Genomic DNA, 23544 nt, shown 5'->3' on the forward strand with positions numbered 1-23544 from the left:
TTACAAAAGAGCCGTGTTTGCTTTGGAGGACACAATTCGGCAGAGAGATCCGGATTGGAAAGAGTAGAGCATGAGATATGTAAACAGGTCTCATATATGGTCAATATGAATAAGCAAAGACGCTTTCGATCCGGTCGAAAGCGTCTTTCTGTTCTGAATCGGAAAGGGAAAATCTTTATGAAAAACCGATGATAATCCCTGACTCTCTGATCAGACTGGGAAACCATGCGTATGCGGCGACCGGGATTCCCCATTGCATGATGTTCTGCGGGTAACCATTTGGCCGTCAGCAGCCGCCCTCATTATCAGGCCGTCAAAAAGCTTTTTCAAAGCCGTATACTGAAGGCGGTTTGGCGGAAGCCGGCAGTCAGATAGAAAGAAGGCGACACAGCTATTTTGGTGCATTTGTCCGTACCGCCCGGGCTAATGGAAAATCCGCCGATTATGCACAGCCGATTCGCTGCTGTAATTTCGGGAGGAATATGATATAATGCAACTATATGAAGTCTGAGGGCAGGAACCAGCACGGAAAGGGAACCCGCCGCGTCCGGCAAGGGAGTGAGAGAAATGAATATCCAAGCGAGTATTGCGCTGGACGTCCTGTCCATGGTATATGTGTTGATTCTGTTTCTCAATCTGGGTCACAAAACCAAAAAGGCCCGGCTTGATTATCAATATTTCTGGATTATGGGCACTGTGTGCGTGTTTTTGGCTTTGGATGCCGCCTATTTTCTCTTTTACGGGAAAGAGGGAATGGTTTGCCAGGTTCTTTTGATGATCATCAAGAGCCTTTATCTGATCGTCAACTGCCTTGTCATCTGGCTTTGGGCACGATACATCGACTACACCGTCTTCGGCGATGGATTCGGGCGGAAAAAACACTGTATTTTCTATGACTGCGTTCTCCTCCTGAATTCGGGGGCGGTGCTCGTCAATTTGTTCACCGGGTTTCTGTTTTCGATTTCGCTGCAAGGCACCTTTGTGGTAGGCTTTGCCGCCATGTGGACCTTCACCATTCTCAATTACCTCACGATGATAATGATAACCGTGATTGTCCTGAAACACAAAAAAGAAATCCAGAGGAACATTTTTCTCCCGTTGCTCCTGTTCCCGCTGCCGCCCGCCTGCGCGGAGCTGATCCAAATTTTCTTCCGGCCTCTTTCCCTGATTTGCAGCTATTCCATCTCTGCCCTGCTGATCTTTCAGATTTCGCAGAACAACGCCATCTATACCGATGAGCTTTCGGGCTTAGCCAACCGCAGAATGCTCAATGAGCATTTGAGCAAATGGTTTTCGGAGTCCAAAGACGCGGTCATCTGCGGGATTATGATGGATTTGGACGGTTTAAAGGCGGTCAACGACACCTATGGGCATTTGGCAGGAGACCGCGCGATTGTCCATATGGCGCAGATCATCAAAAGCGTAGAACGCAAAGATATCCTCGGCGCTCGTTACGGAGGCGACGAGTTTGTTCTAATCTGGCTTTCCGAAGACGGGCGGGAGATGTATAACGTCGAAGAGCAGCTGGAAGAGAACAAAGCAAAGCTCAACCGGTTGTGGCCGCCCCACGAGCAGATTGATTTCAGCGTCGGAATTTTTTGCTGCCGGGATCGGGACCAGTTCACAGCCGAAGAATTTTTAAAGCAGATGGACGAAAGCATGTACCAAGCAAAAAAAGAAAAGAAAAGCTGCAGCGCGACGGCTCTTTGACTGTTCTGCTTGTTAGAGAAAAGCTGTCCGGCCGGACAGCTTTTCTTCGTATCCAGAGCCGCGGGTATGTGATCTTGCAGGCCGCCGCACTTGGGGCTATGGTACAAGCTTGCGCCTTCTATGAAGCAGAACATAGGCGGTACCCAGGCAAGCAACTGAAAGTTCTGTCGCCGGAAACGCGCACCATACGCCGGTGGTTCCAAACGCAGCCGAAAGAAGAAACGCGGCAGGCAGGATTACCGCGAATCCACGCAGAAGGGACAGAATCTGAGCGGGCCTTGGCAGTTCGGTGGAGGTGAAAAAAACCGACAAGATGATATTGAATCCAGCAAAGGGACAAGCGAGAAAATAAAGGCGCAGCCCTTCTACGGCGATGTTTTGCAGCAGTGCGTCGTGTTCGCTGTTGAAGGCCGCGGCAATCGGAGAAGCGCCGAAAAAGACAGCGCCAACCAGTATAGCGGAGAGAATCAGCATAGCGCCCAGCGCCCAACGCAAAACGGCATGCACACCTGTGCGGTTGCCTTCGCCGTAATTACGGCTGAGAAGGGGCTGAATGCCCTGGGCAACGCCCGTATAGACGGCGATCACCACCAGAGACAGATTGGCGATCACGCCGTAGGCCGCGACCCCCACATTCCCCTGCAAACGCAAGAGAATCGTATTAAACGCGATCATGACTACGCCGGAGGACATTTCTGTGACCAAAGAGGGAACGCCGCAGGAACAAATTTGCATTGCAAGTTTTCCTTCCGGCTTCCCTTTCCTTACATGAAAGCCGTTTTTCTTTTTTAGGAAATGGGGCGACAGGATCAGCATGCTGATGACCGGAGCCAGACCGGTGGCCAATACGGCGCCGAAAATCCCCATATTGAGCGGAAAAAGAAACACATAGTCCAAAACGATGTTGGACAGGCTTCCTCCGATCATCGCCGCCATGGAACGATGGGGCGCTCCATCGTTGCGGACAAAGCAGAGAAGAACGTTGTTGAGCAAAAAAGCCGGGGCGAAGAGCAAAATGACCTGCACATAGGTTTTTGTCATTTCGAAGACGTTTTCGTCCGCTCCAAACAAGGTTACAATCGGGCCGGAGAGGACCCCGCCCGCCAGCATGAAAAAGAGGGCAAAGCCCGCCGCCAGAAGTATCGCATGGGTAAACATGCGGTCAGCGCCCTGGGAATTCTTCTGGCTTTTTAAAATGGCATATCGGGTCGCGCCGCCCATGCCGATCATCAGGCCGCTTCCGTGGAGAAAGCTGTAAACCGGGATGGCGAGGTTTAAGGCGGCGAGCCCGTTTGCGCCCAGGCTCTTTGCCACAAAAAAGGTATCGGCCAAGATGTAGCAGGACAGCCCGATCATCCCCAGCACATTGAGTGAGGAATACTTGGCGAATTCCCGAAAGCAAGCGGTATGTTTCATCCCAAACCTCCCTGAAAGAAATAGGCCTGCGCTGCAACATGCAGGCCGACCAGCCAGACAGAAGAACGCTCCGGCGGATTATCCGTTCGCTTCTTTGTCTTTCATTAATTCAATTGCTTCTTTTCCTGTCAAGTGTTCCACCGTCATCTTCAGCATGCACAAGGAAACCCATTCCCGGTTGATTGTCTCCTGGCGGTGGAGCGCATCGTCGTTTGGGGCGTATTTGAGGGCCAGCATCTGGATGGCGGCGCGTTTTTCCTCGTCTTTTTCTATGACTTGTATCTTCCCGAACGCGATGACGCTTCGGAAATAGGAGGTGTATTCCTCCGGCACAATTTGATCCTGGTCAATCACGCAAAATGACGCCTTGGGGCATCTCGCAAGGGCGTCCAGCTTGTGGCCGTGTTTGGCGCAGTGAAAATAAAGGGCGCCCTCGTCGTATGCATAGTTCAGAGGGACCGCGTAGGGATAACCGCTGTCCCCCGAAAGGGCCAGCACCCCGCAGGTGCCTCTCTTTAAAACAGCACCGCATTCTTCGGCGGACAGTGCCTGCCGTTTTCTTCTCATCTCGCGAAACATATAGAGCCTCCTTTGAAGTTTTTAAGAAACAAAAAAAGCGTTTCCTTTCGTATCTTCTATGGCCTAACGATACGAAATCAACGCTTTCAGCTCCCCGGCGGTGAGCGCAATATTTTTTTGTATCCTATCACAAAAAGCTTTCGGTTGTCAAGCCAAACGATAGAAACGTTGCGCAGGTGGAGGGGAGGAGGCGAAAAAGCCGGAAAGAGAGAGCGGCCCGTAAAGAACTGCGGGCCGCTCTCTCTTTGGATGATTATTGTTCCTGTAAATTCAGCGTAATCGCCTTGGGCCGGGTCATGGCCAGGATGGAATATTTGACGCCCTGGGTCCCCATGCCGGAGGCTTTGACCCCTAAGAACGGGAAATGGTCGGGACCTCGTTCGGTTTTGTTGTTGATCTGCACTGTGCCCACTTCCAGACGGTTGGCCACATAAAAAGCATTGTTAACATCATTGGTAAAGACGGAGGATTGCAGGCCGTATTCCGACTGATTGGCAAGCGCGATGGCGTCGTCCAGATCCTTGACCCGCAGCACCGGCAGCACCGGCGCAAAAGGCTCGATCCAGGCCACCTTCATTTCCGGCGTTACCTGGTCGAGAAGGGTGGGGTAGAGCAGATTCTTTTCACGCCGGTTTCCCGTCACCAGCGTTGCTCCCAGCTTCAGCGCGTCGTCAATGAGGGATTGGGCAAAATCCGCCGCTTTTTCGTCGATGAGCGGTGTGATCATGTTTCCTTTCCTAGGATCTCCCACCGTCAGCTGTTCCACCCGCTTTTTCAGCTTGGGCACCAATCGGTTGGCCACCGTGTCCGTCGCTAGAATCCGCTTGACCGCCGTACACCGCTGGCCGGAATAGGAATACGCGCCGTCCACGATGGTGTTGGCCACGAAGTCCAAGTCCGCGTCGTCGAGCACGATGGCGGCGTCCTTTCCGCCCAGCTCCAGAAGAAGCGGGGTCATGCAGGAAATCTGGGAGATGTGACGCCCAACCTCAGTGGAACCGGTAAAATTGATGAAATCGATCCCAGGCTGGGTGACCACATAATCTCCGATTTGGCTGCCGCGGCCGGTGACGGTGTTTAAGATCCCCTTGGGGAATCCCGCTTGGTTGAGAACCTCGACCATATGCAGCGCGCTGATAGCGCCCTGGGTGGCGGGCTTGAGCACCACAGCATTGCCCCCGATCAGCGCGGGCGCAATTTTGGAGATGGACAGGTTGACCGGGTAGTTAAACGGAGAAATGGCCAGGATGGTCCCCAGGGGGACCCGCTCCACATAGGAAATCTTGCTGCGCGAGCCGCCCGGAAAGCTCTCGCCGGAGATGGCTTGGCCTTCCAGGCTTTTGCCGATATCCGCCGTATAGCGCAGAAGATCCGCCGAGCGGGTGACCTCGGAAAGGGCAGATTTTTTCTCCTTGGCCACTTCCATCACGAGAAGGTCCGCGATTTCCTGGGCGGCCTGTTCCAATAAATCGGCGGCCTGATAGAAGATTTCCGCCCGTTCGTACACCGGCAGGGCGGACCAGGCGGGAATGCAGTCCTTGGTGGAGGCGATGGCTTGGTCCACTTCTTCGCGGGTCATGGCCTGTACGCTTCCAAGCAGGCTGCCATCTACAGGGGAATGAATTCCGATGGTTTCGCCGGAAGCCGACGCCACCCATTCTCCATTGAGCAGGTTCCCATAGACCTTTTGTCCTTTTTCCATTTGTTCAAACATCGGTTGCACCCTTTCTTGTTACGCGTGTCATACATCTAGTGTTCGCAGAAAAGCCGTGATCATGCCAGCGCCGGGGAACAATCTTCGAAAGCGGCATCGCTGGCAAAAGCCTGATTAAGAATCGAACGGCGGGTGGAACAGGCGTAAATCTTGCCCCGGAAAGGCCAAACGCTTTGGAAGAATGCATCCATACCTATGTACAACGCGGGCAAGGTATGCCTGAGAAAACCGAATTGGCGCCGGTCGCAGCAAAAGGCGGGGAAACCGATGAAACACAATGGCGCGGTACCATTCGAGCAAAAAAAGGGCGGCAAACCAATTTCTGGTTTGCCGCCCTTTATGACAATCAGAGAAGTGCCGTATCAGCCGAAGATGGCGATCAGAACACCCGCCGCGACTGCGGAACCGATGACACCCGCCACGTTCGGACCCATGGCGTGCATCAATAGGAAGTTGCCGGGGTTCTCTTTTTGGCCCACCTTCTGAGAAACACGCGCCGCCATCGGAACAGCGGAAACGCCGGCCGAACCGATGAGGGGATTGACCTTGCCCTTGGTGGCCACATACATGATCTTGCCGAAGAGCACGCCGCCGGCGGTACCGATGGCAAATGCACACAGACCAAGAAGAATAATTTTGATGGTATTCCAGCTGGAAGGTCTGACCGTTGGCGGTGGCGCCAACCGTCACGCCCAGGAAGATGGTAACGATGTTGATCAGCTCGTTTTGCACCGTCTTGCTCAGACGGTCCACCACGCCGCTCTCCCTGAAGAGGTTGCCCAGCATCAGCATACCGACCAGAGGCGCCGCGGAGGGAAGAATCAGGGAGACCACGATGGCAACCAGGATCGGGAAAATGATCTTTTCCGTCTTGGAAACCGGACGCAGCTGCGTCATCACGACGCTGCGTTCCTTCTTGGTGGTCAGCAGCTTCATAATCGGCGGCTGGATAATGGGAACCAGCGCCATATAGGAATAAGCCGCCACGGCAATCGGGCCGAGCATATGAGGTGCGAGCTTCGAGGTCACATAGATGGCGGTCGGGCCGTCCGCGCCGCCGATGATGGCGATGGAAGCCGCTTCGTTGTTCGGGAACGCAAGAAGAACCGCACCGAGGAAGGTGATAAAGATACCAAGCTGCGCGGCCGCGCCCAGCAGGAAGCTCTTGGGATTGGCGATCAGAGGACCAAAGTCGGTCATAGCGCCGATGCCCAGGAAGATCAGCGGCGGGTAGATGCCCAGTTTGACGCCTTGATAGAGATAGTACAGCAAACCGCCGTTTTGGGCAGGCTTGTTCCAGAAGGGAAGCATCTGATCCTGCACCGCCTGCCACACAATCGGGTAACTGTGCGTGTTCTCGGGATGCAAGGCGTTGAGTACGTCGTTGATTTGGTCTGCCGAGAAGGTCTGCCGTATTTCATCCAGCGTTTTCCCGGTTGCTTGGATTAGTTCATCGACCGGTATGGCGATCATCTCGTTGGTGGGCATACCCATCATGCCTGCAAGCGGCAGGTTTGCGAGAATCATACCGAACGCGATAGGAAGCAAAAGCAAGGGTTCGTACTTTTTTGCGATTGCCAAAAACAGCAAAAAGCAGGCAATCAGGATCATCAGATAGTTCTGCCAGTATTGCAGGCCGAACCCGGACCCATTGATTAGATTCTGAATGGAGTCAAAGATTCCGTCAAGCACCTGTTATCATCTCCTTCATTTAAGTACCTCCTAAAAGGGCCTCGTGTTTTCGAGAACGCCGGCCGTTGCCCAGGAGGGCCGTCCGGAATTCGCGCGGCGGATGCTCTTAATGCCGTAAGAGACGCCGGTACTTTCCGAAAGAGACGCTACCGCCGCGGCGATCACCGCAACGATTTCATCGGATAAGCCGTCTTCCGCCTGGGGAGACAGGACCGCCTGCTTGACGGAGGGGGAAACCGCCTTGACCTCTGCTTTTTCCTGTGCTTTTGGCGGCGTTTTTTCCTGCTTCGGACGGTTGGTAAACGACGTCACAATCTTACCAAAAGCCCAAATCAAGAAAATCAGAACGATCAGAACCGCAAATACGACCACCAAGCCGGTCACAATTACAATTCCAGCTGTCATCAAAGCGTCATCCATGTGTTCACTTCCCCTTTATACAAAAATGATTACCTGTTAAATTATGAACAAATTCAATTATATCCAAAAGTGTTCACAAATGCAATTGAAAAAGTTCATATTGTGTTAATATTCCACTTTTTTGACTAAATACACAAAAAGTCAGTCGATAGGGAAATAAAACCAGAAAAATTAGTGAAAATCTGCGTTTTCCTGCGTGACCTCCACGCCGCCTACCGGGCGGATCCAAATGGGATGGCAGGCGCCTTTGCCCATCACCGCCTCAATGCCGTTTTGGTAGGCGTCAAGCTGGGCAAGCGGCACGAATACCTGAATGGTGCCGGCGAATCCGCCGCCGTGTACCCGGTAAGCGCCTTCGTTGCCAAGGAGCAGCGCCGTGGCCGCCAGGGCCACCACGATTCCCTGTTCTCTAGGAGAAGCGCAGGAATAAGCGTTTTGCAGCCACTGGAAGGAGGAACGCCCGGAAGCCAGGACCAATTGTTTGTATTCCTCAAAATCGCCCTGCCTGAGCGCTTGTACTTCCTTTTTGACCCGTTCGTTTTCCGTAAAGAAATGCACCGCCCGCAGCCAGGCCCGGTCGCCGCAGACACGGCGGATTTCCTTTGCCTGCGCCATGACGTCCTTAAGCGAAGCTTCCCGCAGCGCCTCCTTGCCGAAGAACGCTGCCACCGCCTTCATCTCCGCGGGAACCGCCGCATATTCGTTCGTCAGATCTGCGTGGCTGCCGCCGGTCGCTACTATGCACAAAGCGTGCCCGAAGGAGGAAACCTGGAAAGGGACGCGTTCTACTAGCGGGTCCTGGGGCCTTTCAAAGTCCAGAGAAATGCACCCGCCCACCGAGCAGGCCATCTGGTCCATCAGGCCGCAGGGTTTGCCGAAATAGGTATTTTCCGCGAACTGGGAGATCTTTGCCGCGGTGACGGGATCGGTGTTACCTTTATTATATAATCCGTTTAAAATGGCGACGATGAGGATTTCGAAGGCCGCGGAGCTGGAAAGCCCGGCGCCCTGGGGGACTTGGGAAGTGATATACCCGTCGAACCCGCCCACCGAAAACCCCAGCGCAGTCATACGCGCGGCAATGCCCCGGATGAGGGCGCAGGAACGCTCCCGTTCTTCCTCGCGGGGGGTAAGATCGGTCAGGTCCACCACGTCCATCCCTTCAAAGCCTTCGGACTGGATGCGGATGACCGGCTCCTTTGTGGGACGTACCGCCGCGATCAGGTCTAGGTCCACGCTGGCGGCTAGGCACAGGCCGTGGTTGTGGTCGGTGTGGTTGCCGCCAAGCTCCGTGCGCCCCGGGGCGCTGAACAGGCGGACCTCTCCGCGACCGAACCGGGCTTCAAAGCAGTCCAGCAGAGCGAAGTAACGGGCCCGTTGTTCGTTCAACTTATGGGGTGGATAGAGGGTACAAAGGCATTCGTCGAAACCGCCCTGCTCCAATTTCTGCTGATATTCATCCAATGATGCCATGTTTCATCCATCCCTTTTCTAAATTGAAAGACCGGCCAATGCCAGCGCCGTGGCGGTTGATTTTACCAGAGGTACGGTGTGTTAGGCCGGAAATCTCCTTTACTATAGCCTGTTTTTTTGCCCATTGCAACGGGTATTTTTGTTGTATGTACAAGCAGGTTTGGCGCATTTGGCTATTGAAATGTCGTTCATCAGGCTTTATAATAGGACGGATACAAAAAATGTCGATTTGACGGAAGACACGCGTCTCGTCGAATCCATCGCGTTACGCGTTGTTTTTATCTTTACAGGGGGTAAGCGCATGTATAAAATCGTGGAAAAGCGCCGCTTGAATCCGTCCGTTACTTGGATGACCATTGAAGCGCCGCTGATTGCAAGGAAAGCGAAGGCGGGTCAGTTCATCATCCTTCGCGTGGATGAGACCGGTGAGCGGATTCCGCTGACCGTGGCCGGGTACGATCCGGACAAGGGTACGGTCACGATCATTTTCCAGAAGGTCGGCAAGACGACCATGCATCTCGATGAGCTGGAGGTGGGCGATTTTATTCAGGATTTTGTCGGGCCTCTCGGCCGTCCCACCGAGCTGGAAGGCTATCAGAAGGTAGCGGTAGTCGGCGGCGGCGTGGGCTGCGCCATCGCCTATCCCCAGGCAAAGGCCCTTCACCAGATGGGTGTCAAGGTGGACGTGATCGCGGGCTTTCGCAACAAGGACATTTTGATTTTGGAAAAGGAAATGGGTGAAGTGGCCGATCATCTTTATGTAATGACTGACGACGGCTCCAATGGAAACAAAGGCTTCGTCACCGTCAAGCTCCAGGAGCTCATCGACGCGGGAGAGAACTATGACCTGGTCATCGCCATCGGTCCCCTTCCCATGATGCGGGCGGTATGTAACCTGACCAAGGAAGCGGGCATCAAGACCATTATCTCCATGAACCCCATCATGATCGACGGTACCGGCATGTGCGGCGGCTGCCGCATCAAGGTGGGCGGCGAAACCAAGTTTGCCTGTGTGGACGGGCCTGATTTTGACGGCCATCAGGTGGACTTTGAGGATGCCATGCGCCGCCTGTCCATCTATAAGCCCCAGGAAAAACGGGCTATGGAGGATCATATCTGCAAGTTGGGAGGCATTGTGAACAATGGCTAACATGTCTTTGAAAAAGGTTCCGATGCCTGAGCAGGAGCCGAATGTGCGCAATCACAATTTTGAGGAGGTCGCCTGCGGGTATACCGAGGAAATGGCCATTGAGGAAGCGGGCCGGTGCCTCAACTGCAAGCATAAGCCCTGCGTGTCCGGCTGCCCGGTCAACGTGCGCATTCCGGAATTTATTCAGAAGGTAAGCGAGGGTGATTTCGCGGCCGCTTATGAGATTATTACGTCGACAAATTCCCTGCCCGCCGTCTGCGGCCGGGTGTGTCCCCAGGAGACCCAGTGCGAGTCCAAGTGCGTGCGGGGCATTAAGGGAGAACCGGTAGCCATCGGCCGCCTGGAGCGGTTCGTGGCCGACTGGTACGCAAAGAACCGGGAAGCAAAGGTGCAGAAAGCCGCGCCCAACGGCCATAAGGTGGCGGTTGTGGGCTCGGGCCCTGCGGGCTTGACCTGTGCGGGCGACTTGGTGCGCATGGGCTATGATGTGACGGTGTTTGAAGCGTTTCACACCGCCGGCGGCGTGCTCATGTACGGCATTCCGGAGTTCCGCCTGCCCAAAGCGGTGGTGCAGAAGGAAATCGACCAGCTGCGCAAGCTGGGGGTCAAAATCGAGACCAACATGGTCATCGGCAAGGTCCTTTCCATCGACGAGCTGATGGAGGACGGGGGCTTTGAAGCGGTCTTCGTGGGTTCCGGCGCCGGCCTGCCCAATTTTATGAACATCGAAGGGGAAGAGCTGCTGGGCGTATATTCGGCCAATGAGTTCCTCACCCGCATCAATCTGATGAAAGCCTATAAAGAAGGGTACGACACTCCGATTTTAAACGTCCATTCGGTTGCGGTGGTGGGCGGCGGCAACGTGGCCATGGACGCGGCTCGGTGCGCCAAGCGCCTGGGCGCCGAGAAGGTGACCATTGTCTACCGCCGGTCGGAAAAGGAAATGCCCGCCCGTTTGGAGGAAATCCACCACGCCAAGGAGGAAGGCATCGAATTCCGCCTTCTGACAAACCCGGTGAAGATTCTCGGCGACGAGAAGGGCTTCGTCACGGGAATGGAATGCGTGGAAATGGAGCTGGGCGAGCCGGACGCGTCCGGACGCCGCCGCCCTGTGGAGAAAAAGGGCTCGAACTTTGTGCTGGACGTGGACTGTGCGGTCATTGCCATCGGCAATTCCCCCAATCCTCTTATCCGCACCACCACCAAGGGCTTGGAGGCCAATCGCAAGGGCTGCCTGGTGGTGGATGAAGACAGCCTGCAGACCTCCCGCGAGGGCATCTATGCGGGCGGCGATACGGTGACGGGAGCCGCCACCGTCATTCTGGCCATGGGCGCCGGAAAGCAGGCGGCGAAATCCATCGACGCATACCTTCAGGGCAAACAGCAATAAAAGGGCGGGAGCCTACTGCAAAGAAAGCAGCCGGACGAGACATCTGTCCGGCTGCTTTCTGCTATTGCCTTGCAGGCTTTACCCTTCCAGCCGTTTGGTTAAGTCGGCCAGGTAAGCCGCCTGCTGCTTTTTCAGATAGCCTTTGACAAAAGGCTTCAAAAGGGCTTTCTTGGCGGTGACGTTCTCGGTAAAATTCACCGTGGTTTTCCCGCCTTCGCTGGAGAAGAGCCCCACCCAATGCCCTTTCATATTGGCGTTTTCCATGTCGAATTCGTACCGGCGGCAGGGTTCGAAGGCAGTGATGGTAAAGATGGTGGAAAAGCCGTCTTTCGTGTGCTCCACAAACTGTTTGCCGGGCTCTACCATCTCAATGTTCTCCACGTCCCTGCGCCAGGAATATTCCGTTAAGGAAACCACCACGTCCCACACCTCTTTGACGTCTGCTGCAAAGGTCGCTTTCCGGTTGGAGACTGCCATTTTTCCACGCCCTTCCTATGATTAAACCCGATTTGTCCGCCGTGCTTTCCTTCGGTGCAGAAAGGCTGGCTTGCCTACCCGCGGCCAATTGCCAAGGCCGATGCAAGCGGACTATTCTAGTCTCTGCCAGTATAGCATGGATGGCAAGCTTTGCAAAACCGGCGTTTTCTTATAACCACAGGGGATGACCGATTCGAACAGAGGACGGCATTCCTGAAAAACGGAAAGGGCTGCACCGGCCTTTTTGAATCGGTGCCGGCCAGTTCGGGCGGTTTGCTTCCGGATTAGACGGCGCCAACCATTATTATAGATGAACAAAAAAGGAGCGTTTTTTCTATGAAGCTGACTATGGAACCCTTTTGCGAAGAAAATTTGCCCGAAATCACCCGCATCTGGAACAGCGTGGTGGAGCAGGGGGACAGCTTTCCCGGCGATCAGATTCTTTCTCTTGAGGAAGCCAGGGAAATGTTCGCCGCCCAGACCGAGACGGTCTGCGTCCGGCTGGACGGGGAGGTGGTGGGGGTGTATATCCTTCATCCCAACCACATCGGCCGGTGCTCCCATGTGGCAAACGCTTCCTATGGGGTCAAACCGGGCTGCCGCGGCGCCGGAATCGGCCGGGCGATGGTGCTCGATTCCCTCCACCGCGCCGGGAAGTATGGATTTCGCGGGCTGCAGTTTAACGCGGTGGTACGCACAAACGCCGCCGCCATCCATCTTTATGAGCAGCTGGGCTTTACCAGAGTGGGCGTCATCCCCGGCGGATACCGCCTCAAAGACGGCTCTTATGAGGATATCCTGATTTTCTACCATCCCACGGTGTGATTTTTTTCGCATAACCCGTCCGCCTTTCTCATACCCATAAAACAGACGCGTGTGTTACGCCCCACGGGGCTTTTATGGAAGGCGGGATGACAATATGTATCCGGAAGACAGACCCAGACGTTCGGTGCGCAGGGAATCGGCCGGCGTCACAGAGGAGCCCAAGAAGAAAAGCGGAATTACGCTGCTCGCCCAGGTCGGCGTCTGTGCGGTGCTAGTGCTGGCGGCGTTTTTGTTCAAGCTGTCGGGAAACGGGGCATTTTTCGAGCTGCAGGAGCAGTATATGGACGCCATGTCTAAACAGGTGACGTTTGAGGAGGCGTGGGCCCAGGTGGAGGAGATGGCCGACCGGTACGCGGTGCTGGCCTTCTTTGTGGAACCCATCCACTCTATTCAGGAAGCCTTCTCCTTCCAGCCGTCGCAGGGCGGTTCCTCCGCTCCCTCGGACGTATCCGGCCCAGATGGAACTTCCGGTACCTCTTCGGGTGCTTCCTCCGCTCCCTCCAATTCTTCCCCCTCGCAGGCCCCCGCCTCCTCCGCATCGAGCGGAGATGACGGGGAGGTAAGCGCGCCCGGCGACCTGACGCCCACCGGTGTGCACCTGGGTGCCGGCGGGGAGGACATTCTGACCGGGCTATTTGGAAATGGGGCGAAGCTGCCGCCGGAGAAGACCTCCTTTGCCCCATATTTTCTGACCGCCCCTTTGTCGCCGCCCTTGCAGACGGCGACCATCACTTCCACCTTCGACTACCGCACCCATCCCATCACCGGTGAGGAGGGCTTTCATACCGGTTTGGACCTAGCGACGGCGGAAGGAACTCCCATCGCAAGCGTATTGCCGGGCATTGTCGCAAAGCAGGGCTATAACGACAAGTCCGGCAATTTTGTGATCGTCAGCCACGGCAGCGGCGTGGAAACCCTTTACGCCCATTGCAGCAAAATTACCGCCGCAGACGGCGCCTATGTCCGGGCGGGGGAGACCATCGCGCTGGTAGGCTCCACCGGCGACTCCACCGGCCCCCATCTGCACATCGAGCTAGCCATCGACGGGGTAAAGATGGATCCGCTTTACGCCCTTAGCCGGTTCGGGTATGATGTCGCTTAGGCTTCTGGGCGTGCGGGTGGAGGTCAGCGTGCTGTTTTTAGCGTCGGTGACGGTGATGCTCCTGCTCGATTCGAGCGGCGTGGCGGCCTGGGCGATGGCAGCGGCCTGCGTGCACGAGCTCGGGCACGTGGCGGCCCTTTTTGCCCTCAAAGACCCACCCGAAGCCATCGCCCTGACCCCTTTCGGGATGCGGATGACCTGGGTGCGCAAGGGGCGGCAGAGCTACTTGAAGGATATGCTGGTGGCGGCCGCAGGTCCCTTGGTCAACCTGGGCTGTTTTTTCCTGTGCTGGCTTTTGCTGCTGTGGACCCAGAATCCCGGCTTTCTGCTTCCCGCCTGTTCCTCGCTTGCCATCGGGATTTATAACCTGCTCCCGGTTCTGCCTCTGGATGGGGGGCAGATTCTCTTTGACCTTTTCAGCCTGCCCCTGGGGGAGGAACGGGCCAGACGGCTTTTGCATGTCATCTCCTTTACCGTGCTGACGATGACCGCCCTGTTCGGCTTTGTCCTGCTTCTTCGCAGTCGGTATAATTTCACCCTGCTTTTTACCAGCCTGTATCTGATTGCCATGCTGCTGACCAACGCGGAATAAAAGCAGAGCGGACGGGATCATTCCCGTCCGCTCTTTGCTTTTTATGCCGCCGCAGAGGCCCGGCAGGGAAAGGCGGTACACATCCACACCGGGAGGGCCGGACGCGTTGCAGCGGGCCGAGGCCATGTGCGAAAACCGGAAATCGGAGGTCGGACGCACTAGGAGCCAGGCACATTTTGCCGCTTACGGCCCGCAAGCGAGGGCGGCTTTTTTTTGCGGTGATTGCCCGGAGCGAACCTGTACAATTGCGTTGCATTGTGGAGGAAAGTACAGTATAATAAAACTTCAAGGCGAAAAAGCCAGAAATGCAACGAAACGGGAGAAAAGTGGAATGAATCCTGTGCTTCAATCAATACTTATGGAGGTTCAGAAGCCCGGAAGATACACCGGAGGGGAATTAGGCAGCGTCGTCAAGGACAAAGATGCCGTGGACGTGCGGTTCGCCTTCTGTTTTCCGGACACCTATGAGGTGGGCATGTCCCACTTGGGAATGAAAATCCTATATGGGCTTTATAACGCCCAGGAGAATATCTGGTGCGAGCGGGTGTTCGCCCCGTGGACGGACATGGAGGCGAAGATGCGGGAAAACGGGGTCCTGCTCTATGGCCTGGAAAGCGGCGACCCCATCCGGGAATTTGACTTTATTGGGTTTACCCTGCAGTACGAGCTGAGCTTTACCAACGTGCTCAACATGCTCGACCTGGCGGGCCTGCCGGTGCTGGCGGCCGATCGGGAGGGGCTTTCGCCCATCGTCGTCGCGGGGGGGCCCTGCGCCTGCAATCCGGAGCCCTTGGCCGAGTTTGTAGACCTGTTCATCCTAGGCGAAGGGGAAGAGGTCAACTTAGAGCTTTCTGAGCTTTACCGGGACTATAAGAAAAAGGGCGGCTCCAAAAGAGACTTTCTCAAGGCGGCGGCCCGGATTCCCGGGGTGTACGTGCCTTCCCTTTACGAGGTCTGTTATCAGTCCGACGGGACCATCGAAGCGGTGACGCCGAAGGAAGGTGCGCCCGAAAGGGTAACCAAACGCATCGTTAAGGACTTGGACAAGGCATATTATCCGGATACCTTTGTGGTGCCTTTTCTGGACATTGTCCATGACCGGGCGATGACCGAGGTGTTTCGCGGCTGCATCCGGGGCTGCCGGTTCTGTCAGGCGGGCTTTTTATACCGCCCGGTGCGGGAAAAATCCCCTGATACCGTCTGTAAGGAGAGCCGGGCGCTGTGCGAAAGCACCGGCTACGACGAAATTTCGCTTACTTCTCTTTCCACCAGCGACTATACCGGTTTGCCCGAGTTGCTCGACAACCTGCTCGATTATACCGAGCAGGAGAAGATCAGCCTTTCCCTTCCCTCCTTGCGGGTGGACAATTTTTCCCCCGCGCTCATGGAAAAGATCAGCCGGGTGCGCAAAACCGGCCTGACCTTCGCCCCCGAGGCGGGGACCCAGCGGCTGCGCGACGCCATCAATAAGAACGTGTCGGAGGAGGAGATCCTGCGCACCTGCAACACCGCCTTTGACGGGGGGTATACGGCGGTCAAGCTTTATTTTATGATCGGCCTGCCCACGGAAACCATGGAGGACATCGAGGGCATCGCCAAGCTCGGGCAGCAGATTGTGAACCTTTACTACCGCAACCCCAATAAGCCCAAGGGCAAATCGGTGGCGGTGAACATTTCCCTTTCTTCCTTTGTTCCAAAGCCCTTCACCCCTTTTCAGTGGGAGCCGCAGGACACTATGGAGATACTCCGCCAAAAGCAGCAGCACCTGCGTGATTCGCTGACTACCCGCAAGGTGCAGTGCAAATGGCACGAGTCCATGACCAGCTTCTTAGAGGCGGTGTTCGCCAGGGGAGACCGAAAGCTTTGCAAGGTGATGAAGCTTGCCTGGGAGAAGGGCTGCAAGTTTGATGGCTGGGATGACCAGTTTTTGTTTGACAAGTGGATGGAGGCCTTCCGGGAATGCGGGATTGACCCCGCCTTCTATGCAAACCGCCGCCGTGCTCTCGACGAGGTGCTTCCCTGGGACCACCTGGACTTTGGGGTGGACAAGGCGTTTCTCATCCGGGAATGGAAGAAGGCTCAGGAAAGTACCGTCACGCCTCATTGCCGCGACCATTGCGGCGGCTGCGGGGCCAACCGTCTGATAGGAGGTGCCTGCTTTGCAAAAGCCGATTCGGGTGTGGTTTGAGAAGACCGGCGCCGCCATCTACATTTCCCATCTGGATTTAAACCGGTGCATGGCCCGGGCGGTCCGGCGGGCGAAGCTTCCCATCTGGTACACGGAAGGATTTCATCCCCATCCCTACCTGACCTTTCCGCTCCCCCTTTCTCTGGGAGTGCACGGCCTGCGGGAAGCGATGGATCTGCGTCTGGTGGAGGAGATGCCGTTAGACGAGGTAAAGGAGCGGTTAAACTGCTGCCTGCCCCAGGGCCTATTGGTGACCGGCGTGACGGAGCCTGCAGAAAAAGCCAAGGAAATCGCCTTTGCCGATTACGAGCTGACGATGGAAGCCCCGGGCGCCGATACGGCCGCTCTGGTTCGGGAGGCCCTCGGAAAGGATGCCCTGCCGGTGGAGAAAAAGACCAAGTCGGGCGTCAAGGAAGTGGACATCCGGCCCCATCTGCAAGGACTGTCGGTGGAAACACAGGGAGAGCGGTGCCTTGTGAAAGCAACGTTGCCTTGCGGCTCGTCTTTGAGCATTAACCCGTCCTTGCTTGCTCAGGCGGTGACGGCGGCCTGCGGGCAGCCGGTGAAGATCGTCAAGACAGTGCGCCTGCGCTTTTGTAACGCGCAGATGCAGCTCTTTGCATAGAAACTAAAAAACCATTATAGGAGACGTGAAAAAATGGATCCGATTAAGTATGTGCTCATCGGATGCGGGCGCATTGCCCCGACCCATCTCAGGGCGGCTCTGTGCTACAAGGAGGACATAAAGGTTGCCGCTGTCTGCGAGGTGGTGCCTGGCAAGGCGGAGAACCTGCTCAAGTCTCTGGGCAAGGAGGCCGAAGGCATCCGGTGCTACTCCGATTATAAGGAAATGCTCCGGGTGGAGCGCCCGGACGTGGCGGCCGTCACCACCGAAAGCGGGTATCACGCGGCTGTCGCTCTCGATTGCATTGAGGCGGGGGTTCACGTGTTCATCGAAAAGCCCATCGCCCTGTCCTTGCAGGACGCCGACCGGATCATCGAAGCGGCTGAGCGAAAAGGGGTCACTGTCTGCTGCTGCCATCAGAACCGGTTTAACAAGGCGATTGCAAGGACCCGTCAGGCCCTGGAAGAAGGCCGGTTCGGCAAGCTTTTGTACGGCGCCATCCAAGTGCGCTGGCACCGGGGGGAGGCCTATTACAAGGAAGGCGACTGGCGGGGTACCTGGGAGCTCGACGGAGGCGCTTTGATGAACCAGTGCATCCACGGCATTGATTTGCTGCGCTGGATGATGGGGGACGAGGTGGATGAAGTGTTCGCTTACACCGATAATCTGGTTCACAGCTACATTCAGGCGGAGGACCTGGGGGTGGCGGTCGTCAAGTTCAAAAACGGCGCCTACGGCATCATCGAGGGGACTACGGATATCTGTGAGCAAGACTTTGAGGAAACGTTGAGCGTCTTTGGGGAAAAGGGAACGGTCAAGGCGGGCGGAATCTGTGTCAACCGCCTGGAGCAGTGGCGGTTTGCCGACAAGGACGAGGACGCGGAGAGAATCTGCGAGGAAAGCGTGGAAGATCCCGGCAACGTCTATGGCTTTGGCCACGTGTCTTTGTACGCGGACATGATCCGGGCGCTTAAGACCCATACGCAGCCCTATGTGGACGCATACGCCGGCCGGCGGGCGCTGGAAATGGTGCTGGCCGTCTATCTGTCGGCCGCCAGGCATCAGCCTGTAAAGCTGCCGCTCGGCGCTGTGGCCACCGTGGATTTTACCGGCCGGTTCGGCTGATGACGAACCATTGGAAAGAAGAGGATAGGGAGCAAAGGGCGGTCGCCCTGCGCTCCAAATAGAAAGAAACGAGGGGAATTCCATGAACAAGACCAAACGAATCACCGCGGTGGCGCTGATGCTGATGCTGCTGACCGCTGTGCTGTGCGGCTGCTCCGAAGGGGAAAAGACCATCAAAAGCAGTGACGGCAAGTACCAGATGACGGTGCCCGATTCCTGGAGTGACCGGATAGAGGAAGCGGGGAAAGAGGTCCTCCTTTCCACGGGGAACAAGTCGGACAACCGGTTTGTTATGGTTTCAGAGGTTTCCGCCGAATCCATGGGCGAGCTTTCCCTGGAAGAGTACCTGGAGACCTTCACCTCTTATTTTGCCAACCAGGTTTCCAACTTTACGCTTGGAGGCCCGGAGGCGGTAACCGTCAACGGCTACAGCGGCTATCAGACCCGGGTCAGCGGCCAGACGGGCGGGGAGGACACCACCTATTGGATCACCATCCTGGACTATGGCGAATCGGTGCCGTGCCTGGTCAGCTGGGGCTTTACCGACAACGCAGAGAAAGCCAAGGCCGACCTGGACAAGGTGGTCAACACCTTCGGTCCGGCCGCCTAAGCGCGGCAAAGTCTCGATAAAATCGGAAAAAAGACTTGCAGACAGGCAGGAATTGTGCTACTATATTCTAGTATCTGGTTTACCGTCGACGTTCGTCGATTGGGGTTCATGCCCGGTAATCCCGTGACATTGAAGCGGACAGTCCTCTGCTTTTTCACAAAGAAAGGGTACGAATGTCTGAAATTTAAGGAGGATTTGATCCATGGATGCTTTGAAAGCCATCGCAGCAGAGAGCCTGAAGGAAACCCCGCCGGTCATCGCCATCGGCGACACCGTGCGCGTTCACGTGAAGATTCGTGAAGGCGAGCGGGAACGTATTCAGAACTTTGAGGGAACCGTCATCGCCAAGAAAGGCAGCGGTGTTTCCGAAACCTTTACCGTGCGCCGCGTTTCTTACGGCGTCGGCGTGGAGCGCGTTTTCCCGCTTCACTCGCCCAACGTAGAAGGGGTGGACGTGATCCGTCACGGCCGCGTGCGCAGAAGCAAGCTCTACTACCTGCGTGACCGCGTGGGTAAGGCTGCAAAGGTCAAAGAACGTCTCGGCTAATGGAGCAAAGAATGGGACGGTTTGGGGGATTTCCTCCCAGCCGTCCCTTTTTCCTGTTTATTCCTTTGCGGATTTCCTATTTTGTTCACAAAATTCTCCAATTTTTTTGGTATTATGAAGAGTAACGGAGAGTGCGCTCTCCTTGCAGCGCAGGAGTACGGCGCCGGCTTGCCTTTTGGCAGAACCTGATGCGCCGTAAATGGAGGGAAACAATCATGACCGATGGACTGGAACTCAATTATGACGAGGTGCTTGACGACGGTTCGATTTCGACCGTTCCGAAAAAACGCGACCGCTATGCGGACGTAAACGAATGGCTGGAAGCCATTGTATTTTCCGTCACCCTTGTCATCGTGGTATTCAGCTTTATTTTCAAGCTGGTTTTGGTGGACGGCACCTCCATGGTCCCGACTTTGCACAACGGCGACCGGGTCATGATCCAAAGCCTGTTTTACCAGCCGTCCCAGGGGGACGTGGTGGTCATCACCAAGCCAACCATCCACCATAAGCCGCTGATCAAGCGGGTCATTGCCACCGAGGGGCAGACGGTGTTCATCGACTTTGATAAGGGAACGGTGTCGGTGGACGGGGTGGAACTGGACGAACCGTACATCAATGAGCTGATTAAAAAGAGCAAAAAGGGAACCTACGGATTTGAGTACCCGGTTGAGGTACCTGAGGACTGCGTCTTTGTTTTGGGCGACAACCGCAACAACTCTTCCGACAGCCGGGACATCGGCTTTGTAGAGAACAAGTATCTGCTTGGAAAGGCCATCTTCCGCTTTTATCCCTTTGACGCCATCGGCCCCATCGGATAACCTCCCCCAAATGGGGCATCATTTACCCGGTACAGGCAAACAACGCAGAGAAAAGGAAGGGAAAGATGGAAGAGATCACATCGGTTCAGTGGTTTCCTGGCCACATGGCCAAAACCAGGCGAAAAATCAAGGAAGCCCTGCCGCTTGTGGATTTGGTGGCAGAGCTTCTTGACGCGCGCGTACCCATGGCCAGCCGCAATCCGGAGCTTCGCTCCATTGTGGGGCAGAAGCCACGCATTGTGCTGCTCAACAAGAGCGACACGGCGGACGAGGCGGTGACCCGCCAATGGATCGCGGCCTTCGCAAAGGAAGGGGTTCCCGCCATTGCGGTGGACTGCAAGAGCGGCAAGGGGCTGAATGGCGTGCTTCCTTTGGCCCGGCAGGTGCTCAAAGACAAGATTGCCGCCTGGGAACGAAAAGGCATGGGTTCGCGGCCCATCCGGATTATGGTAGTGGGTATTCCCAACGTGGGAAAGTCCTCCTTCATCAACCGTCTGGCCAAGGGCGGCAAGGCCAAGGTGGCAGACCGCCCGGGCGTGACGCGGGGAAACCAGTGGTTTTCCATCGGCAAAGGTGGCGAGCTGCTGGATACCCCGGGCGTGCTGTGGCCGAAGTTTGACGACCCGGCGGTGGGAGAACGGCTGGCCTTTACGGGCGCGGTCAAGGACGACGTGGTGGACACCGAAGGCCTTGCCTGCCGGCTGCTTCTTTGGCTGCGGGATCAGTACCCTGGCCGGCTGGCCGAGCGGTATTCGCTTACCGGCTTTGAAGACATGGCGGGGCACGAGCTGTTGTACGCGGTGGCAAAGAAGCGAGGCATGCTCATTTCCGGCGGCGAGCTGGATACCGAGCGGGCCGCGGCCACGGTGCTCGACGAGTTTCGCGGCGGAAAGCTGGGGCGCATCAGCTTAGAGCGCCCGGAGGGCAGTCTATGAAAAAAGCAACTGAGCCCATAGACTGGCTCATATATGAAAGAAGTCTGCGTGAGGAAGGCTACCGCCTCATCGGCGGGGTGGACGAGGCCGGCCGGGGTCCGCTGGCGGGCCCAGTGTTCGCGGCCTGCGTGGTTTTTGAGGAAGGCGTCGTGATCGAGGGGGTCAACGATTCCAAAAAGCTCTCCGAGAAAAAAAGAGAGCAGCTGTTCGACGTGATCTGTGAAAAGGCGAAGGCCTTTGGCATCGGGTCGGCCAGCGTCCAGGAGATCGACGAGCTCAATATTCTAAACGCCACCTTCCTTGCCATGAAACGGGCGGTAGAGCAGCTCCCGGAAAAGCCGGACGTGCTGCTGGTGGACGGAAACCAGGCCCCGAAAGGGATGAATCTGCCGGTACGCACCCTGGAAAAGGGGGACACCCTCTCCTTGTCGATTGCCGCGGCCTCCATTCTAGCAAAGGTCAGCCGGGACCGGCTGATGAAGGCGCTCTCGAAGGATTATCCTCTATACCGGTTCGAAAAGCACAAGGGTTATGGCACCGCGCTTCACCGGGAGCGGATTCTTGCCTACGGCCCGAGTGATATGCACCGCAAAACCTTCCTAACGAAAATCCTGGCCAAAGGTACGGTACGATGACCGCTTTGGAAACCGGGCGGTTGGGGGAAGATTACGCGGCCGGCTGGCTTCAGGGAAGAGGCTACTGCCTGCGGGGACGCAATTATCATAGCCGGTACGGGGAAATTGACCTGATTGCCCAAAAGGACCAGGTTTTGGCTTTTGTAGAGGTCAAGACCCGCAATAAGGACGCCATCGCCGCCCCCTGCGAGTGGGTTACGCCCGCCAAGCGGCGTCGTCTTATCAAAACCGCTCTGCTGTATCTCCAGGAAAATCCCAGTCGTCTCCAGCCGCGGTTCGATGTGGTGGAAATTATCACGGAAAACAGGAATGAATTCGCCGTTTTCTCCATACATCATATAGAGAACGCTTTTTGGCTGGAGGGGGCGGTATAAATCGGCGCAAGGGCATTCGATTGGCAGTACCGTATTTGGTTTTGCCGGCCGAATGCCTTTGTCGGTTTCCCAGGATTCGGCCGGCGCGTTCCATCAAACGCCGGGTTTCATGGCAAAGGAGACGAGAATCTATGAAGCTATTTGACCTTCATTGCGATACCCTCTATGAATGCGAAAAACAGGGAAAGGACCTGCTGGAAAACGATCTGCAACTGTCTTTAAACAAGGGCGGGGAATTGGAATGCTGGCGGCAGTTCCTCGCCGTGTGGATGCCGGACGAGCTGCGGGGCAGGGCGGCGGTGGAGCATTTTCGACGGTGCCGGACCTATCTGGACGAGCAGCTTGCAAAACACGCGGACAAAATCGCCCTGTGCCGCACGGCGAAGGACGTGTATGAGGCGGAAAAACAGGGCAAATGTGCGGCCATCCTGTCGGTGGAAGGGAGTGCGGCGGCCGGCGGCCGGGTGGACGGCATCGACGCCCTTTATAAAACCGGGGTGCGGATGATGACCCTGACCTGGAACGGCAAAACCGAGTTTGCCGACGGGGTGCAGGTCCCCTACGCGGGAGGCCTGACGGCGCTGGGCCGCCGGGCGGTGCGCCGTTGCGAAAGCTTAGGGATGGTGGTGGACGTTTCCCATATCGCCGAGCACGGGTTCTGGGACGTGGAGGAAGTCAGCCATAAACCCTATGTGGCCTCCCATTCCAATTCCAAGGCGGTTTTCGACCATCCCCGCAACCTGACCGACCGCCAGTTTCTGGCCATTGCCGGCCGGGGCGGCCTGGTGGGCATCAACCTGTATCCCTTATTTCTCAATGGGGAAAAGGACGCAAGCCTGGATATCATCGTGCGCCACATCGACCATTTTCTTTCCTTAGGCGGGGAAGAGGTCGTGTGTATCGGCACCGATTTCGATGGGGCCGAAACGCCGTCCTGTCTCAAAGACATCAGCGCCCTGCCCCGGCTTTACGAACGGCTGTTGTTCCACCGGTATCCGGAGACGCTGGTAAACCGGATTTTTTATCAGAACGCCGCACATTTTTTCGACAGGGCTTTGACATAACGGCGGATGTGTACTAGAATAATGGCATTGGTTTTGCCGGGAGGATGTGACGGCCCGGCGCCGCAATCGGATGATTTGGAGTG

The 23544-nt window shown here is 56.2% G+C and carries 22 protein-coding genes and 1 pseudogene; 16 read left to right on the forward strand and 7 right to left on the reverse strand.

Going from position 1 to position 23544, the window contains the following annotated elements:
- The first annotated feature begins 567 nt into the window (after positions 1-567).
- Positions 568-1710, forward strand: coding sequence for a GGDEF domain-containing protein (locus WMO26_RS00130; RefSeq protein WP_349217468.1), 1143 nt, complete (start codon positions 568-570; stop codon positions 1708-1710).
- Positions 1711-1806: 96 nt separating this feature from the next.
- On the opposite strand, the gene WMO26_RS00135 is transcribed toward WMO26_RS00130, so the two are convergent.
- The 6 genes and pseudogenes from WMO26_RS00135 to WMO26_RS00160 all read right to left on the reverse strand — a co-directional run bounded on the left by WMO26_RS00135 (position 1807) and on the right by WMO26_RS00160 (position 9004).
- Complete coding sequence (locus tag WMO26_RS00135) at positions 1807-3126, reverse strand: MATE family efflux transporter (RefSeq protein ID WP_349217470.1); 1320 nt, start codon at positions 3124-3126, stop codon at positions 1807-1809.
- Between the two features lie 78 nt (positions 3127-3204).
- On the reverse strand, positions 3205-3705 hold the full coding sequence (locus tag WMO26_RS00140; RefSeq protein WP_349217471.1) for a pyridoxamine 5'-phosphate oxidase family protein: 501 nt from the start codon (positions 3703-3705) through the stop codon (positions 3205-3207).
- A gap of 253 nt (positions 3706-3958) precedes the next feature.
- Positions 3959-5419, reverse strand: a complete 1461-nt coding sequence (locus tag WMO26_RS00145; protein WP_349217472.1) for an NADP-dependent glyceraldehyde-3-phosphate dehydrogenase — start codon at positions 5417-5419, stop codon at positions 3959-3961.
- A 362-nt stretch (positions 5420-5781) separates the two neighbouring features.
- Positions 5782-7030 (reverse strand): annotated as a pseudogene (locus WMO26_RS00150) (sodium ion-translocating decarboxylase subunit beta).
- A gap of 111 nt (positions 7031-7141) precedes the next feature.
- The gene (locus WMO26_RS00155; RefSeq protein WP_349217473.1) at positions 7142-7531 is read right to left on the reverse strand and encodes an OadG family protein; all 390 of its coding nucleotides are present in this window, start codon (positions 7529-7531) and stop codon (positions 7142-7144) included.
- A gap of 171 nt (positions 7532-7702) precedes the next feature.
- The gene (locus WMO26_RS00160; protein WP_349217474.1) at positions 7703-9004 is read right to left on the reverse strand and encodes a galactokinase; all 1302 of its coding nucleotides are present in this window, start codon (positions 9002-9004) and stop codon (positions 7703-7705) included.
- Between the two features lie 301 nt (positions 9005-9305).
- Between WMO26_RS00160 and WMO26_RS00165 the strand changes: the two genes are divergently transcribed.
- Both WMO26_RS00165 and gltA read left to right on the forward strand, forming a co-directional pair.
- A complete protein-coding gene (locus WMO26_RS00165; RefSeq protein ID WP_349217476.1) occupies positions 9306-10154 on the forward strand; it encodes a sulfide/dihydroorotate dehydrogenase-like FAD/NAD-binding protein in 849 nt (282 codons plus the stop codon).
- The gene (gltA, locus tag WMO26_RS00170) at positions 10147-11544 is read left to right on the forward strand and encodes an NADPH-dependent glutamate synthase (protein WP_349217477.1); all 1398 of its coding nucleotides are present in this window, start codon (positions 10147-10149) and stop codon (positions 11542-11544) included. Before WMO26_RS00165 ends, gltA begins: the two co-directional genes overlap by 8 nt.
- A gap of 78 nt (positions 11545-11622) precedes the next feature.
- Here gltA and WMO26_RS00175 read toward each other — a convergent pair whose 3' ends face one another.
- Positions 11623-12021, reverse strand: coding sequence for an SRPBCC family protein (locus WMO26_RS00175; RefSeq protein WP_349217478.1), 399 nt, complete (start codon positions 12019-12021; stop codon positions 11623-11625).
- Between the two features lie 336 nt (positions 12022-12357).
- Between WMO26_RS00175 and WMO26_RS00180 the strand changes: the two genes are divergently transcribed.
- From WMO26_RS00180 to WMO26_RS00240, 13 genes are all read left to right on the forward strand, one after another.
- Positions 12358-12846 (forward strand): GNAT family N-acetyltransferase, encoded by a 489-nt coding sequence (locus WMO26_RS00180; RefSeq protein WP_349217480.1) that lies wholly within the window; start codon positions 12358-12360, stop codon positions 12844-12846.
- 94 nt (positions 12847-12940) lie between these two features.
- Positions 12941-13948: a M23 family metallopeptidase gene (locus WMO26_RS00185; RefSeq protein ID WP_349217481.1), complete on the forward strand. Its 1008-nt coding sequence runs from the start codon at positions 12941-12943 to the stop codon at positions 13946-13948.
- Positions 13935-14540 carry a metalloprotease gene (locus WMO26_RS00190; RefSeq protein WP_349217482.1) on the forward strand — a complete coding sequence of 202 codons (606 nt, stop codon included), beginning with the start codon at positions 13935-13937 and terminating at the stop codon, positions 14538-14540. The genes WMO26_RS00185 and WMO26_RS00190 overlap by 14 nt, the downstream gene beginning before the upstream one ends.
- Positions 14541-14871: 331 nt before the next feature.
- Positions 14872-16728: a TIGR03960 family B12-binding radical SAM protein gene (locus WMO26_RS00195; RefSeq protein WP_349217484.1), complete on the forward strand. Its 1857-nt coding sequence runs from the start codon at positions 14872-14874 to the stop codon at positions 16726-16728.
- Complete coding sequence (locus WMO26_RS00200) at positions 16700-17353, forward strand: TIGR03936 family radical SAM-associated protein (RefSeq protein ID WP_349217486.1); 654 nt, start codon at positions 16700-16702, stop codon at positions 17351-17353. Before WMO26_RS00195 ends, WMO26_RS00200 begins: the two co-directional genes overlap by 29 nt.
- 33 nt (positions 17354-17386) lie before the next feature.
- A complete protein-coding gene (locus tag WMO26_RS00205) occupies positions 17387-18478 on the forward strand; it encodes a Gfo/Idh/MocA family protein (RefSeq protein WP_349217488.1) in 1092 nt (363 codons plus the stop codon).
- 82 nt (positions 18479-18560) lie between these two features.
- Positions 18561-19088 carry a hypothetical protein gene (locus WMO26_RS00210; RefSeq protein WP_349217490.1) on the forward strand — a complete coding sequence of 176 codons (528 nt, stop codon included), beginning with the start codon at positions 18561-18563 and terminating at the stop codon, positions 19086-19088.
- Positions 19089-19290: 202 nt separating this feature from the next.
- The gene (gene rplS, locus WMO26_RS00215) at positions 19291-19635 is read left to right on the forward strand and encodes a 50S ribosomal protein L19 (protein WP_349217492.1); all 345 of its coding nucleotides are present in this window, start codon (positions 19291-19293) and stop codon (positions 19633-19635) included.
- A 215-nt stretch (positions 19636-19850) separates the two neighbouring features.
- Positions 19851-20453 (forward strand): signal peptidase I, encoded by a 603-nt coding sequence (lepB, locus tag WMO26_RS00220; protein WP_349217494.1) that lies wholly within the window; start codon positions 19851-19853, stop codon positions 20451-20453.
- A 65-nt stretch (positions 20454-20518) separates the two neighbouring features.
- Positions 20519-21388, forward strand: coding sequence for a ribosome biogenesis GTPase YlqF (gene ylqF / locus WMO26_RS00225; protein WP_349217496.1), 870 nt, complete (start codon positions 20519-20521; stop codon positions 21386-21388).
- Positions 21385-22023, forward strand: coding sequence for a ribonuclease HII (gene rnhB, locus WMO26_RS00230; protein WP_349217498.1), 639 nt, complete (start codon positions 21385-21387; stop codon positions 22021-22023). Before ylqF ends, rnhB begins: the two co-directional genes overlap by 4 nt.
- The gene (locus WMO26_RS00235; protein ID WP_349217500.1) at positions 22020-22397 is read left to right on the forward strand and encodes a YraN family protein; all 378 of its coding nucleotides are present in this window, start codon (positions 22020-22022) and stop codon (positions 22395-22397) included. The genes rnhB and WMO26_RS00235 overlap by 4 nt, the downstream gene beginning before the upstream one ends.
- A 131-nt stretch (positions 22398-22528) precedes the next feature.
- Positions 22529-23461, forward strand: coding sequence for a dipeptidase (locus tag WMO26_RS00240; RefSeq protein WP_349217502.1), 933 nt, complete (start codon positions 22529-22531; stop codon positions 23459-23461).
- Positions 23462-23544: the final 83 nt, after the last annotated feature.

The sequence above is a fragment of the Solibaculum intestinale genome (assembly GCF_040096205.1).
GTDB classification, from domain to species: Bacteria; Bacillota; Clostridia; order Oscillospirales; family Acutalibacteraceae; genus Solibaculum_A; species Solibaculum_A intestinale.